Genomic DNA, 14,542 nt, shown 5'->3' with positions numbered 1-14,542 from the left:
CCCCTTTTTCTTTTGGGCGGGCGGCCCGGTTCAGGGCACCAGCACGATCGAGCCGATATTGGCGCCGGTTGCCAATTGCCGATGCGCCGCGGCGGCATCCGCCAGCGTGAAGGTCGTTATCCGCGGTGCGATCACGCCGCGCCGGATGAAATCGAACAGGCGCCGGGCGCGCTCTTCGATCTCGCGGCGGCTTGCCATGTAATGGGCAAGGTTGGGGCGCGACAGGGTCAGCGCATTGTCGGCCAGGGCGTCGAGATTGCGCGGCCCCAGCGGGCCGGAGCTCTGTCCATAGACGATGAGATGGCCACGCGGGGCGAGGAGTGTGAGCGACTCCTCATAAGTGTCGCGGCCGATACCGTCGAAGACCGCGTCGATGGTCTGGCAAAGGTCGCGCATTCCATCATCCCCGCGCGTTACGACGATTTCGTGGCAGCCGGCTTCCCGTGCTGCCGCCACCTTGTCGGTACTGGAGACCGCGCCGATGACATGGGCACCGGCGGCCCGCGCCATCTGGGCGAGGATCATGCCGACACCGCCGGCGGCGGCACGGATGAAGATACGCTCGCCGCTGCGCAAGGGATGGACGTCATGGAGCAGCGCGTCGGCCATCAACCCTTTCAGGAAAGTTGCGGCCGCAACCGGCGCGTCAATATCGTCCGGCAGCGGGATGGCGATCTCCGCCGGCAACAGGCGATGGCCGGCATAGGCGCCAAGCGGCATGCCAGCATAGACCACGCGCTTGCCAGGCCGCAGATCCGTGACACCCGCGCCGATTTCCGTGATGACACCCGCCCCTTCGACGCCCGGCACGCCAGGCAAGGCCAGCATCGGAAAGTCGCCGGCGCGGCAATGGAGGTCGAGGAAATTGACGCCGATGGCGTCGTGGCGCAGGCGGATCTCGCCGGCGGCGGGCGGCGGCACGTCGATCTCGACGGGCTCCAGCACCTCCGGCCCACCATAGGCGCGCACCATGATGCCTCGCGTGCGGAGAGCTGCGGCCGATCCAACGGGGGGCGAAGACGGGGCGATCGGACGAACCGGCGGGACGTGAATCGCCTGGGGCATCCTTGGCCGCGCGCCGCCGAAATGCGCCTGCAGGGCGGTGATGCCAGCCTCATAGATGGCGGTGGCGACAAGTTGCGTCAGTGATTGCGCCTGAGCCGGCGGCGGCTCGAAATGCGATTCCCAGGTGATAAGGCAGCGATTGCCATCTGTCACCGGCCGCAGTCGCAGATGCGCCACATAGTCGTTGAGCGGCATGGGTGCTTCAAGCAGGCAATAGCTGAACGCCATGTCGCGGTCGGAGAGCGAAAGCAGCTGTTCGCGCAAGTATCCGCCATCCTGCAGGCGGAAGGCGCGGATGCCGCCAACAAGATCGCCGGGTTCGCCCGCTTCAATCTGGCTGCTGGCCACCGCCGGGTGCCATTTGTCATGCCCGTTGAAATCGCGCAGCAGATGCCAGACATCGGCAGCGGGAGCATCGATCACCGCGCTGCGCATGAGGCGGACGGTCATATCTCAGCGGCCCAGCTTGCCTTGCAGGGAGCGGAAGGCGGATTGGAACACGTTCTGGCCGATATGCTGGACGAGTTCATTGACCCGGGGCGGCGCGCAATCGAATTCGGCGCTCCATTCGGCGAAGGTGTGGTTGCCGTCGGTCACCGGGATGAGCTTCAGCGTCGCCACGTAGTTTTCGACGCCCATCGGGCTTTCCAGGATCGAGTAGGTCATGGAGAAATCGAAGTCGGAGAGGGCCAGCAATTGCTCACGGATGCGTCCGCCATCCTTCAGGGTGAAATTGCGGATGCAGCCAACCTTGTCGGCGGGCTGGTTCTGCTCGATCCGGCTGTCGGCGACGAAGGGCGTCCAGCCGGCCAGGCCGTTGAAATCGCGAATGCGCGCCCAGACCTCGGCCACCGGCGCCGTGAGGATGGTGGAGATATAGACCTTGGCCAAGCCGGCCTCCCCTTAGCGGTCGTCGTCGCGGTCGTCGCGACCCGGTTCCGCCTCGCCCTTTGATTTGTCCTTGTCTTTCTTGCGGTTGCGGGTGAGCGAGTCAATATCCTTGGCGTCGCGCAGCACGTCGGTCATGCGGCCAATGCTGCCGCCTTCGATGCCGACTTCCTTCATCAGGCTGTCGATCATCGGCGCCTGCACCCGGTAGCGGAGCGCGCTGTCGATGACCTCGTCGGTGACGTTCTTGCGGTTGCCGTCGCCCCCGCCGCCCAGCCCGTCAACATGCAGGATCTTGATCGCCTCGATCTTTTCCATGGGCTTGGCGCTTTCGCGCACGATGCCCTCGATCTTGTCGAGGAGGCGCATGCGGGCCCTCGAGGCGCGCGCGGCATCGGTGAGGACATTCTCCGCTTCGTTGGTCTTGCGCTGGCCCTCGGCATCGACGGCGTATTTCTTGGCCGCCGCTTCGGAACGGATCGCCGTGGCGTCAGCTTCCGCCTTGGCGGCGATCCGCTGGGCTTCGGCAAAGGCGCCGGCTGCGTCCTTTTCGGCCTCGGCCTTGGCGGTGAGCGTGAGATGCGCGCGTTCGGCCTCGCGCGCGGCGGCGATGAGGTCCATCTCCTTGCGGCGCTCGGCGATTTCGCGCTCGCGGGTGGTGAAAGCCTGTTCTTCGGCGAGGATCGCCTCGGACCGGGCCACTTCGGCCTTGGCGATGGCGGCGGACCGTTCGCGGCTCTTATCGGCCAGAGCGATGGCTTTCTCGATCTCGGCCATCTCCAGCGCCTTGTCGCGTTCGATGGTGAGCTTGCGGATGTCGCGGTCGCGCACGACGCGCGCTTCCTCGATGCCGCGTTCGGTGGCGATGCGGGCGCGCTCGACCTCTTCGCCGGCGGCGATCTCCGCCTCCTCGAAGGCCTGGCGCTTGGCGATCTCGAGGGCCTGCAGCGCCTGTTCACGCTCGATACGGGCGGAATCGAGCATGCGGTCGCGGCCCACGCGTTCGCGTTCGATGTCGGCATTGGCCGAGATTTCAGCCTGTTTGCGTTCCGCCTCGGCACGGGTCACTTCAACCCCTTTCACCGCGAGCGCAATCTCGCGTTCGCGCTCGGCGATTTCGACGGCCATGCGGCGGGCCACTTCCAATTGCTCCTGCTCGCGCTGGCGCTGGATGCGTTCCTTCTCGATGGCGAGTTCCAGGGCGATTTCCTCGCGCTCGGTCTTCTCGCGGCTCCTGAGCTCGCTTTCCTGGACGGCGCGCCGGCGGGCGATCTCGCGCTTCTGCAATTCCTCTTCCGAGGCGATGCGGCTTTCGGCCACCGAGCGTTCCTGGGCGATGCGGGTCTTTTCCGTAGCTTCGCTCGCCGCCAGCTGGGCCTGGGCTGCTTCCTGTTCGCGCTGCGCCCGCTCTCGGGCCAGGTCGGCGCGCTGGGTGGCGCGACGGATCTCCAGCTCGCGCTCCTGCTCGATGCGGGCATATTCGCTTTCGCGGTCGATCTCCAGCACGCGGCGTTCGGATTCGAGATTCTGGTTGCGGATCTCGATCATGGTCTGCTGTTCGATCTGGTTGCGCATCTTGCGGCGCATCTCGATCGCTTCGGTAAGCTGCGTGAGGCCCTGCGCGTCGAAGGCGTTGGAGGGATCGAAGAATTCGAGGCTGGTCTGGTCGAGATCGACCAAAGCGACGTTTTCCAGTTCCAGTCCGTTCTGCGACAGGGCTTCGGCCGCCTGTTCGCGCACGCGGGTCATGAACTGGCCGCGCTTCTCGTGGATTTCCTCCAACGTCATTTCAGCGGCGACCGTGCGCAGGGCGGAGGAGAATTTGCCTTCGAAGAGGGCGCGGATGTCATCGGGCTCCATGGCGCGGCGCCCCAAAGTCTGGGCGGCCAGGGCCACGGCCACGGCGTTGGGCTGCACGCGCAGGAAGAATTCGGCGATGAGGTCGATGCGCATGCGGTCGCGGGTGATGAGGGCGTTGGATTGGCCGCGCCGCACCTCGACCCGCATCACGTTCATGTTGACCGGCGTCACTTCATGAAGGACCGGGATGACGAAGGCGCCGCCATTGATCACCACCTTTTCGCCGCCGAAGCCGGTGCGCACGAAGGCCGTCTCCTTGATCGAGCGGCGATAGAGCCAGCGCAGCAGATAGACGCCGATCACCACGATGATGGCCAGGGCTATCAGCCAGAGAATGACTGAACCGAGGATCTGCGTTGCCATGATTACTTCTCCCTCACCCTTAAATTCGCTTGATCGCCTTGAAGCGCCTGGTCTGGTCGACCAGCGCCCGCTCCGTCGGCAGCCGCTCCATCGAGGAGGCGCCATAGAAGCCGTGGCAGTTCTTGGTGTTCTTCAGCACAAATTCGGCATCTTCCGGCTCGGCCACCGGCCCGCCATGGACCAGCACGATGATATCGGAGCGGACTTTCCTTGCCGCTTCCGCCCATGCATCGACCAGGGCCGGACAATCAGCCAGTTTCAAGGCCGTCTCGGCGCCGATCGAGCCGCCGGTGGTGAGGCCGAGATGGCAGACGATGATATCGGCGCCGGCCTTGGCCATCGCTTCCGCCTCGCCGGCGTTGAAGACATAGGGCGTCGTCAGCATGTCCTTCCCGTGGGCGAGCTTGATGAGATCGACCTCGAGACCATAGGACATGCCGGTCTCCTCGAGATTGGCGCGGAAGGTGCCGTCGATGAGGCCCACGGTCGGGAAATTCTGCACGCCGGAAAATCCCACCGCCTTGAGGTCGTCGAGGAACTTGTCGAAATGACAGAAGGGGTCGGTGCCGTTGACGCCGGCCAGCACGGGTGTCTTTTTTGTGACGGGGAGGACCTCCGCCGCCATTTCCATGACGATCTCGTTGGCATTGCCGTAGGCCAGCAATCCGGCAAGCGAGCCGCGCCCGGCCATGCGGTAGCGGCCAGAATTGTAGATGACGATGAGGTCGATGCCGCCCGCCTCTTCGCATTTGGCGGAAAGGCCCGTGCCGGCGCCACCGCCGATGATCGGTTCTTGCCGCGCGATCATGCCGCGGAATTTTTCCAGCAATGCCGCACGTTCGATGCGAGCCATGTGTTTCAAGCCCTCTTCTTCATCGGCAGCACGATCTCGCGGTAGGCGCGCGCGAGGGCTGCCACAAATTCCTGATCATTGATATGCGCCTTGACGCGGATGAGGCGACGCTGCCCATTCTGCTGCAGATGGGTTTCGATCGCCTCGAACAGCGCCCGGTCGGCCTCCGGGTCCCAGAAGTCCTTGCCTGGCGCATCGAGCGCCGAAACCCCGCCTTCGGGAAGGAGGAAGCGCACCGGCCCCTGCATCTGGTTGAGCCGTTCGGCGATCCAGCGGCCGGCCGCGGCGTTTTCCTCGCGCGTCGTGCGCATCAAGGTGACGTTCTGATTGTGGATGACGAAATTGCGGCCGCGGAATTTCTCCGGCACCGTGTCGCGCGGACCGAAATTGACCATGTCGAGCGCGCCCACCGAGCCCACATAGGGGATGCGCTGGCGGATGAAGGCGCCAAAGCGGTCGCTTGTCGCCGGGAACACGCCACCCACCAGCATGTCGGCCACTTCCGTCGTGGTGACGTCGATGACGCCGGCGAGCAGGCCGGAATCAGCGAGGGCCTCCATCGAACGGCCGCCTATGCCGGTGGCGTGGAAGATCAGACAGTCATAGTCGCTTTGCAGTTCGGCCGTGAGCGCCTTGACGCAGGGCGTGGTGACGCCGAACATGGTGATGCCGATGGCCGGCTTCGATGCCGCCTCATGCGCCGTGCTCTGCAGCGATCCGGCCATCATGCCGGCCAGGGCATGGGCGCCGTTCTTGAGGATGCGCTCGGTAATGACGTTGAGGCCCTGAATATCGGCGACAGAAGGCAGCATGAGGATGTCGCTGGCGCCGACATAATGCGCCACCTGGCCCGAGGCCACGGTCGAGATCATCACCTTGGGGAGGCCAACAGGCAGGCGCCGCATGCCCGATGTGGCAAGCGAGGTGCCACCGGAGCCGCCGGCCGAGATGATGCCGCCGATATCGCGCTGGCGCGTGATCCAATGTTCAAAAGCCACCGCCATCGCCTCAACCGACTGGCCGCGGTCGCCAGTGAACACCGCATTGCTGCCGCGTGGATGGGAGATGGCCACTTCCTGCGGGCTGACATCGGCACTGGATGGCTTGCCGGAGGTGGAGAGATCGACCATGCGCGTGCGCAGACCGAGATCGCGCAACGCGTCGCGGAGAAATTTGAGTTCCCGTCCCTTGGTATCGAAGGTACCGACAATGAGGGCGGTGCGGCCCATGCGCACCTCGCGCGGCATGCGCAGGATCGCCGGGGACTGCTCCTCACCGGCCTTCGCGACCGTTGGTACCGGGCGGACACCTTGCGACAGTTCGGCTTCGGTCAAGGACCAGCGATTTGGCAGGTGCCGCATCGTGCGGATATTGCCGCCGGCTTCCGCCGGCAGGACGGGTGCGCCCTGACCCTGCCGCACGACACGGAACACTTCAGCCACGCGCTCCGGCGTGTCGCCGGCACTTTCCGGCACCGCCTCGACCGGCTCGTCGGCATGACGGCCGACGCCGAGCAGGCGCTGCTGCAGGTCGCGGTCATGGGCGAGCTCGCGCGACGGCATGATGCGGTTGATGCGGCCGTTCATCATGATGGCGACGTTTTCGGCGACCGAGGTGGCGACACCGATATTCTGCTCGATGAGCAGCACGGCAATATCGCCCTCATCCGCCAGTTGGGTCAGCATCGCCGCCACCTGGTCGACGATGACGGGCGCCAAGCCTTCCGTTGGCTCGTCCATGATGAGAAGATGCGGATTGCCCAGAAGTGCCCGGGAAATGGCCAGCATCTGCTGCTCGCCACCGGAAAGCTGCGCGCCGCCATTGTTGCGCCGCTCGGCAAGCCTGGGGAAGGTCTGATAGACGCGCTCGACCGACCACAGCGCATCGCGACCGCCGCGCGAAGCGAGGCGCAGATGCTCGTCGACCGAGAGGCTGCGCCAGACGCGGCGCCCCTGTGGCACATAGCCGACACCCAGACGCGCGATCGCATGCGGCTCCAGCCCGCTGATCTCGCGGCCCAGGACATTGATCGAGCCCGACCGCGCGCGTTTCAGCCCCATGATGGTGTTGCAGAGCGTGGTCTTGCCCATGCCGTTGCGGCCGACGATGGAAAGAATGCGCCCTTCCAGCGCCAGATCGACACCCTGGATGGCGTGGGATTCGCCGTAATAGACGTGAAGATCGCGGATGCGCAGCGGCAGCGCGTTGACGGAGGTTCGGGCAGGCGGCTTAGCCATGGCCACCTCCCAGATAGATCTCCTGCACCTGCGGATCGTTTTCTATCTCGTTCGGCGTGCCTTCCTTGAAGATGCGGCCATTGTGCATCATCGTCACCCGTTCCGACACCCGCAGCGCCACATCGAGATCATGCTCGATGATGATATAGCCGATATGGCTGGGTAGCGAGGTGAGGATGTTAATGAGATCGCGCCGTTCGGCCGGCGAGAGGCCAGCGGCCGGTTCGTCGAAGAGGATGAAGCGCGGGGCACCTGCCAATGCGAGCCCCACTTCCAATTGCCGCTGCTGGCCGTGGCTGAGCGAGGAGACCAGCGCGTTGCGGCTCTCCTCCAGCTTCACGGCGCGCAAGATTCGTTCGGCCTGCTCCATCGTCGCATCGTCGCGCTTGGGGCGAAGCAGCGAGAAGCGCCGGCGTGAAACACCGCGGCAGGCGAGAAAGATGTTGTCGAGTACACTCAAACCGCCGAAGAGCAGCGAGATCTGATAGGTGCGTCGCAGGCCACGACGGATGCGCTCGAAGGCTGCGAAATTGGTGATGTCTTCGCCGAAGAAGCGGATATAGCCGGCCGAAGGCGGAAAATCGCCGGTGATGACGTTGAACAAGGTGGTTTTGCCGGCCCCGTTGGAGCCCAGCACCGCACGGCGTTCGCCGGCGCGTACCGTCATGGTAATGTCGGACAGGGCCGCAAGGGCACCGAAGCGGCGGCCGATGCCGAAGAGCTCGAGCGCATAGGCGCCGCTCTCTCCCAGCAGATTGTCGGCAGTTTCCGCCATCTTCGATGCCCTCACGCGTCCAGTCTTACTTGCAGTCCGGGTTGTCGCGCGTGGCCGGGCCGATCTTGAGGAATTCCTCCTCCGGCTCGCCCAGCGTCTGATTGACGCCCTGCGCGATCTTGATGACCTTGTTGCGCAAGGTGCCGCCATCGTCGACCACTTCGGTGACGAAGATGTCGGCCACGGCGTTGCGGTTATGGTCGAGCTTCACCGGACCCGTCGGCGTCTCGAAAGTGAGGCCGGCAAGGGCATCGCGGAACTTCTTGCCGCCGTCGGACAGATCGCCACCGACCTTCTCCAGCGCCAGGATCGCCGCCTTGGCGTTGATATAATAGGCATGGGCGAAGAGCGAGGGCGCCGGGAAGCCGTCCGGAAACGCCTTCTTGTAATCCTCGGTGAATTTGGTCCAGCGCGGATCGTCCCAGGTATCGGCGGTGGGGCCGGCCGCGATGGTGCCGATCACGGCGTCGCGGATCGAGCCCTTTGAGCCGAGCACCGTCTGGTCGACGGTGATCGAGCCGCCGATCAGCGGCGATTGGCCGCCCGATTGCTGGTACTGGGTGAGGAAGTTGATGGCGTCGGCCCCACCGAGGGCCACATAAATCGCGTCGACATCATCGGGGATCGAGGCAATGACCGAGGAGAAGTCCTTGTTGCCGATGGGGACCCACAATTTGGTCGGCACCTTGCCGCCCGCTTTGCAGAAGGGCAGCATGAAGCCTTCGACCTGGCTGTAGGGGAAGGAATAATCCTCGGCCACCACGGCCACCGTCTTGTAGCCCTTTTCGGTATAGGCGTATTCGCCAAGGCCCGCCATCCACTGCACGCCGTCGGTCGAGAAGCGGAAGAAGTTCTCCGCCGGGCCGAACAGAGTCGTGTCTTGCGCCGCCGACGAGCCGTTGATGAAGGTGACGTTGGGCTGGGTCTTGGCGTAATCCTTGACCGCGATGCCTTCGGAACCGGAGAGCGGCCCGACCAGAACCTGCACGCCGCCCTGCTCGACGAGCTTGCGGGTGGCCTTCAAGGCGCTTTCCGGAGAGGCATCGGACGAGCCGGTCTGCAGCTCGATCTTCTTCCCCGCGACAGTGTAGTTCACTTCCTGCAAGGCGAGCTTCAGCCCGCGCATGCCGTCTTCGCCGAGCACCGTGAAGGGGCCTTCGAGGGTCGCCAGCGCGCCCATCTTGATGACATCTTCGGCCTGAGCCTGGGGCATCAGGGCGGTGAGAGCCACCGCCGCCGCCAGGACATGTCTTCTGCTAAGCATCGCGTTTCCTCCAGTTGGTTTGTTTTTCATGTCTTTTGTCCTCCCAGCTTCAGTTCCCTTGGCTGCGCCGGGAGGATGGACGCAGCGATCTGTTGACGTCGACAGCCTTGAGCCTTTCCCAAAGGCCCAGGATGCCGTCGGGTGAGAAGAAGATGACCGCTAGGAAAACCAGGCCGATCACCGTGTTGAACCGTTCCGGATTGAGAAGGTCGATGGCGAAATTCTGCAGCAGCACGAAAAGCAGCGCACCGAGATAGGGGCCGATCGGCCGGCGGATGCCGCCCACGACGGCGATGACCAGCACATTGACGGCGGCGTTGACGTCGAGTGTGCCGGGTGTGATCTGGCCGTTGAACCAGACCAGCAGCACGCCGGAGGTCGCGGCGATGATCCCGGCCAGGAAGAAGGCGAAGATGCGGTGCGCCGCGACATCGAAGCCGATGGCGCGCACGCGGCGCGGATTGTCGCGGATCGCCTGCAGGCTGAGGCCGAAGGTCGAGCGGTGGCCGTACATCACCGCCGCGTAGAAGAAGGCGGCGATGCTGAGCGACAGGTAATAGAAGGGCATCGGGTCGCGCCAGTTGATACCCCAGAATTCCGGCGCCGGGATTCCGTGGAAACCGTTGAAGCCGTTGAAGAGGGCGTAGTTCTGGCGCGCGAAATAGAAGAAGGCCGTGGCGATGGCCAGCGTGATCATGATCATGTAGATGCCGGCCGTGCGCACAGCGAGCGCACCGATGAGCGTGCTGGCCAAGGCACCCATGGCAATGGCGATGGGAGCCGCCAGCCACCACGGCCAGCCCAGGCCCATGACGCCCGATGAATTGATGCCGAAGATGGCGAAGGTATAGCCTGCAATACCGGCCACCGTCATCTGGCTGAGGCTCACCATGCCGCCATAGCCCGCCAGCACCATCAGCGACAGGGCGATGGTGCCCATGATGAGCGTGTAGGCGCCGACCTGGAAGGTGAAGAAGGGCGAGGCAAGGAAGGGATAGAGCAGCAAGGCGATGCCAAGGAGGACATGGCCCGCATCGAGCCGGAAGCGTGCGGCAGGCGTGGCACCGGGGCCGGCAATGGCATCGAGAATGCTCATGCCAGATTCCTCATGCGGGCCGCCCCATGATGCCTTGCGGCCGCACGGCCAACACCACCACCATGATGACGAAGGTGAGCACGACGCCATAGGTCGGGAAATAGGCAAGGCCGATCTGTTCGGCCAAGCCGATGATGAGCGCGCCGATGGCGGCCCCCGTGATCGAGCCCATGCCGCCGACGATGACCACCACCAGAGAAGCCAGCAGATAGCGCACGTCTTCACCAGGGGCGATGGAAAGGGCGGTGCCACCGACAACACCGGCAAAACCGGCAAGTCCCGCCCCGATCGCAAAGACGATGGCAAAGACCATGTGGACGTTGACGCCATTGGCCGCGAGCATGGCGCGGTCATCGACACCGGCGCGGATCATCATGCCGATGCGCGTGCGGTTGAGCAGCAGCCACAGCGCAATGCCGATGGCCACCGCCGCCGCCAGCACGACCAGCCGATAGAGCGGATACATCATGACGACCGAGGTGCCGTTCGACTTGACGGCGGTCACGATCGGCGTCGCCACGGCGCCGTCGATCCAGGCGGGAATAGTGAACTGGTAGGTATTGCCGGACCAGAACGCCAGCATCAGATCGGCCCCGACGATGGAGATGCCGATCGTCACCAGCGTCTGCCGGAGGTCGTCGCCTTCCATGCGGCGGAACACGAAGACCTGCATGAGCACGCCAGCTATGGCAGCCCCCAGGAAGCCGGCGGCGACGCCCAGGAGCCAAGACCCCGACCAATCGGCCACGTCATAGCCGATATAGGCGCCAAAAAGATAAAGCGAGCCGTGCGCCAGATTGACGTTGCGCATCAACCCGAAGACGAGGGTGAAGCCGCTGGCCACCAGAAAATAGAGGCCACCCACGGTGACGCCATTGAAGATGGTGTTGACCAGCACTTTCTTCGGCCCGATGAGCGCCACCAGCCATGCCGGCCACAGCGCCAGGAACAGCCACAGGACCAGGGCTGCCAGCACGACATAGAGAACGATGGCGACGGGATGCTTCACGAAGCGCGCCTCAGGCCGTCAGGCGCCGACGCTGTTCCTGCGTCTGCGGCCGCTTGTGGAACTTGCCGTCCTTCATGATGGCAAGCAGCCGGTCCTTGTCCTGCAGCACGCGGACATTGGCAGCCGGGTCGCCATCGACCAGCAGCAGGTCGGCGAGATACCCTTCGCGGATCTGTCCCAGCTCATGGCCCATGCCCATGATCTCGCCGCCGAGGCGGGTGCCGGCGATGATGGCCTCCATCGGCGAGAAACCCAGCATGTCGACAAAATATTCGAGGTCCTTGGCGTTGGTGCCTTGCGGCGTCCAGGCAAAACCGTAATCGCCGCCGATGAGCACGCGAATGCCGCGGCGATGCATCTTTTTAATCGTGTCGATCGCGCGCTCAAGCTCGCGCTCATAGAGCATCGAGATTTCCGAGCCCGGCTTGATGCCATAGTCGCCGGCATTCCTGGCCGTGCCGATAAGCCAGGCGATGCCGGGTGCGACGAAATGCTTGTCCTTGTTTGCCTCCAACATGTCGAGCGTCTGCTCGTCGCAAAAGGAGGCGTGATAGATGATCTGGATGCCGTGGCGGATACATTGCTGCACGGATTTTGACGAGCGCGCATGCGCAGAGAGCCATTTATTGCGGGCGCGCGCTTCCTGCACCGCCATCGCCACCTCTTCCTCCGACATCGGCGTTTCCTCGGCGCCCATGCCGGTGATTTCCTCGCCGGAAAGGTTGAGTTTGATGGTGTCGACGCCATATTTGATCAGCATGCGGACGGTAGCGCGCACTTCTTCGGGGCCTGAGATCACCATGCCGAGATTGAGGCCCGGATGCGGCATATGCGGCAGGGTGAAGTCGCCAAGACCGCCGACCGTGGTGATTTCGGGGCCGGATGCCGTGTAGCGCGGACCGGGGATGCGGCCGGCATTGATGAAGTCGCGCACCGCGACGTCCAGGCGCGGTTTGGCGGCAGCAGCACCGCGCCCGGCGGTGAAGCCGGCATCGAGCACCACCTTGGCCATTTCGGCGGTAACGAGCGTGTGCTCCTCGACCGGCATTTTCTGAATGGGGTCGATGCCCGGCGCGTTATTCCAGGAGAGATGGAGATGCGCGTCGATGAGACCCGGCATCAAGGTGGCACCCATGCCGTCGATGGTGGTGGTACCGCCGCCGATCGTGCCACCGCTGCTGCTGCCGAAGCGGGAGCTGCCTTTCGTCACCTGCTTGATGCGGTTGCCCTGCACCAGCACTTCGCCGGTATAGGGATAGTCACCCGACCCGTCGAGGATGCGCACATTCGTGAAAAGAACGGAATCGGAGTCCCGCCCATTCGATCCCCAGCGATTGCTGGAGCTGCCATTGTCCGCCATCAAGCCCTCCCAGACTTTCGTTGTCGCCCCTCTCGGCTCCAGGCGCTGTGGCGCCGGATGCTCTTCTCTAAGGGATCAACCGCAAGCACTTAAGTTAAGCACATCTCCCGTCAGACGCGCCTCAGGAAATTAGCAATCTTTTCACTGCATTCAGCGGGTTTCTCGACTGTGGCCCAGTGGCCACAACGGTCGAGCAGATGCATGCTAGCACCTGCAACACGATCGCCGATGAACTGCGCCATGCTGGGTGGCGCCACCACGTCGGAATCGCCGGTCACCAGCAGGGTCGGCGCCTTGATGCGCTTGTGGTCGACTGCCTGAAATTTAGACAGCGCTTCACAATGTTTGGCGTAGCCCAACGGGTCCTGGCGCATAATGGTCTCGCGTACGAAGGCGATGGCGGCTGGCCGGGTTGCTTTCGTTTCCGCCGAGACGGTGGCGTTAATGATCTGCTCGGCAATCGGCTCCATCCCCTGCTCACGCGCCAGGCGCGCCCGCGCCATCAGGCCGGTGCGGGCCGCCTCCGGCGGTTCCACCAGGGCGCCGAACAGGGACAGCGACTGCACGCAGGCGCCATGTTCGACGGCGATCTGCTGGCAGATCAGCGTGCCCATGGAGTGGCCGACGAAATGCGCCCTTTCGACGCCCAGGGTCTTCGCCGCCGAAAGCACGGCATTGGTGAATTTCTCGATGCTGAGATCGTCATGCGGCACGCGCGACCGGCCGGCGCCGGGGAGATCGATCCGGATGACGCGAAAGCCGGCCAGCGCATTCATCAGGGGCTGGAAGGTGTTGCTGGTGCCGCCAAGCCCGTGGATCATCACCACGGGGAAACCCTCGCCGGCAACCTCCGCCGTGATCTGGCCGAGATCGACGCTGCTCATGCGGCAATATCCTCGAAGCGGTTCTCGAGCGCGCCGATCCCGTCGATTTCAACCCGGACAACGTCGCCGGATTTCAGGTAACGCGGCGGGTTGAAGCCGATACCGACGCCGGCCGGGGTGCCGGTGGCGATGATATCGCCCGGCTTCAGGCTCAAACCGGCAGAAATAGTGGCGATCAAGGTCGGCACGTCGAAGATCAGCAGGCCGGTATTGGAATTCTGCCGCAGATCGCCGTTGACGAAGCAGCGGATGGCCGTATTGCCGATGTCGATCTCGTCCCTGGTCACGGCCCAGGGACCCATCGGGCAGAAAGTATCCTGCGATTTGCCCACCAGCCACTGGCTGTAGCGTCCCTGGAGATCGCGCGCCGTCACATCGTTGACGATGGTGTAGCCCCAGACATGGTCGAGCGCCTTTTCCTTGGAGATCCCGCGCCCGCCCTTGCCGATGATGACGGCCAGTTCCGCCTCGTAGTCGATGGCGGTCGAAACCTTGGTATCGATCAGCACTTTGGCCTGGTTCGGGATGACCGTCTCCGGCACCTTGGAGAAGATAATCGGTTCCTTCGGCACGGCGCCGGCCGCGGCGCTGGAATCGAAGCCGCTCTTGGCGAATTCATGGGCATGTTCGTGATAATTCTTGCCGACGCAGAAGATGTTGCGGCGCGGGCGCGGCATGGGCGCCTCCAATGCGACCCGGTCGAGGGCGATCGGCGACAGGGTTGCCGGGACCGAGCCGCGTTCGATGAGCGCCAGGATGCCTTCGCGCGCGGCATCGACCGGCAGATCGAACGGCCGGACTTCGCCGGCGGCCAGATCGACCAGACCGACGCGGCGTTCACCGCCCACGGAGAATGTGGCAATGCGCATGACTTCCTCCCGGGAACTT

12 protein-coding genes are annotated in these 14,542 nt (G+C 64.2%); all 12 read right to left on the bottom strand.

Annotated elements, in window-relative coordinates:
* Positions 1-30 precede the first annotated feature (30 nt).
* Positions 31-1,515, bottom strand: a complete 1,485-nt coding sequence (locus ACE3OA_RS00870) for an SRPBCC family protein (RefSeq protein WP_374306800.1) — start codon at positions 1,513-1,515, stop codon at positions 31-33.
* Positions 1,516-1,518: 3 nt separating this feature from the next.
* Complete coding sequence (locus ACE3OA_RS00865) at positions 1,519-1,956, bottom strand: SRPBCC family protein (RefSeq protein ID WP_374306798.1); 438 nt, start codon at positions 1,954-1,956, stop codon at positions 1,519-1,521.
* 12 nt (positions 1,957-1,968) lie between these two features.
* Positions 1,969-4,176 (bottom strand): flotillin domain-containing protein, encoded by a 2,208-nt coding sequence (locus ACE3OA_RS00860; protein WP_374306796.1) that lies wholly within the window; start codon positions 4,174-4,176, stop codon positions 1,969-1,971.
* Positions 4,177-4,195: 19 nt separating this feature from the next.
* Positions 4,196-5,029, bottom strand: a complete 834-nt coding sequence (locus ACE3OA_RS00855; protein WP_374306794.1) for a phosphoenolpyruvate hydrolase family protein — start codon at positions 5,027-5,029, stop codon at positions 4,196-4,198.
* A 5-nt stretch (positions 5,030-5,034) separates the two neighbouring features.
* Positions 5,035-7,266 (bottom strand): ABC transporter permease, encoded by a 2,232-nt coding sequence (locus tag ACE3OA_RS00850; RefSeq protein WP_374306792.1) that lies wholly within the window; start codon positions 7,264-7,266, stop codon positions 5,035-5,037.
* Positions 7,259-8,041: an ABC transporter ATP-binding protein gene (locus tag ACE3OA_RS00845; protein ID WP_374306790.1), complete on the bottom strand. Its 783-nt coding sequence runs from the start codon at positions 8,039-8,041 to the stop codon at positions 7,259-7,261. The genes ACE3OA_RS00850 and ACE3OA_RS00845 overlap by 8 nt, the downstream gene beginning before the upstream one ends.
* A 25-nt stretch (positions 8,042-8,066) precedes the next feature.
* The gene (locus ACE3OA_RS00840; RefSeq protein ID WP_374306788.1) at positions 8,067-9,305 is read right to left on the bottom strand and encodes an ABC transporter substrate-binding protein; all 1,239 of its coding nucleotides are present in this window, start codon (positions 9,303-9,305) and stop codon (positions 8,067-8,069) included.
* A gap of 49 nt (positions 9,306-9,354) precedes the next feature.
* Complete coding sequence (locus ACE3OA_RS00835; RefSeq protein WP_374306786.1) at positions 9,355-10,401, bottom strand: branched-chain amino acid ABC transporter permease; 1,047 nt, start codon at positions 10,399-10,401, stop codon at positions 9,355-9,357.
* 10 nt (positions 10,402-10,411) lie between these two features.
* Entirely contained in the window at positions 10,412-11,410 is a 999-nt protein-coding gene (locus ACE3OA_RS00830; RefSeq protein WP_374306784.1) for a branched-chain amino acid ABC transporter permease, read from the bottom strand.
* 10 nt (positions 11,411-11,420) lie between these two features.
* Positions 11,421-12,770: an amidohydrolase family protein gene (locus ACE3OA_RS00825; protein WP_374306782.1), complete on the bottom strand. Its 1,350-nt coding sequence runs from the start codon at positions 12,768-12,770 to the stop codon at positions 11,421-11,423.
* Positions 12,771-12,880: 110 nt separating this feature from the next.
* Entirely contained in the window at positions 12,881-13,654 is a 774-nt protein-coding gene (locus tag ACE3OA_RS00820) for an alpha/beta fold hydrolase (RefSeq protein ID WP_374306780.1), read from the bottom strand.
* Positions 13,651-14,523 (bottom strand): fumarylacetoacetate hydrolase family protein, encoded by an 873-nt coding sequence (locus ACE3OA_RS00815; RefSeq protein WP_374306778.1) that lies wholly within the window; start codon positions 14,521-14,523, stop codon positions 13,651-13,653. The genes ACE3OA_RS00820 and ACE3OA_RS00815 overlap by 4 nt, the downstream gene beginning before the upstream one ends.
* Positions 14,524-14,542: the final 19 nt, after the last annotated feature.

Origin of the sequence: Dongia sp. (assembly GCF_041906375.1) — a bacterium.
In the GTDB taxonomy this organism is placed as follows: domain Bacteria; phylum Pseudomonadota; class Alphaproteobacteria; order Dongiales; family Dongiaceae; genus Dongia.
The sequence above is the reverse complement of the archived record's forward strand: the minus strand, read 5'-3'. Positions and strand labels throughout refer to the sequence as shown.

Bases quoted from the DNA above. Each gene is read 5' to 3' on its own strand.
- ACE3OA_RS00870 (WP_374306800.1), bottom strand. From the start codon at position 1,515: ATGACCGTCCGCCTCATGCGCAGCGCGGTGATCGATGCTCCCGCTGCC.
- ACE3OA_RS00860 (WP_374306796.1), bottom strand. From the start codon at position 4,176: ATGGCAACGCAGATCCTCGGTTCAGTCATTCTCTGGCTGATAGCCCTG.
- ACE3OA_RS00855 (WP_374306794.1), bottom strand. From the start codon at position 5,029: ATGGCTCGCATCGAACGTGCGGCATTGCTGGAAAAATTCCGCGGCATG.
- ACE3OA_RS00850 (WP_374306792.1), bottom strand. From the start codon at position 7,266: ATGGCTAAGCCGCCTGCCCGAACCTCCGTCAACGCGCTGCCGCTGCGC.
- ACE3OA_RS00845 (WP_374306790.1), bottom strand. From the start codon at position 8,041: ATGGCGGAAACTGCCGACAATCTGCTGGGAGAGAGCGGCGCCTATGCG.
- ACE3OA_RS00840 (WP_374306788.1), bottom strand. From the start codon at position 9,305: ATGCTTAGCAGAAGACATGTCCTGGCGGCGGCGGTGGCTCTCACCGCC.
- ACE3OA_RS00835 (WP_374306786.1), bottom strand. From the start codon at position 10,401: ATGAGCATTCTCGATGCCATTGCCGGCCCCGGTGCCACGCCTGCCGCA.
- ACE3OA_RS00825 (WP_374306782.1), bottom strand. From the start codon at position 12,770: ATGGCGGACAATGGCAGCTCCAGCAATCGCTGGGGATCGAATGGGCGG.
- ACE3OA_RS00820 (WP_374306780.1), bottom strand. From the start codon at position 13,654: ATGAGCAGCGTCGATCTCGGCCAGATCACGGCGGAGGTTGCCGGCGAG.
- ACE3OA_RS00815 (WP_374306778.1), bottom strand. From the start codon at position 14,523: ATGCGCATTGCCACATTCTCCGTGGGCGGTGAACGCCGCGTCGGTCTG.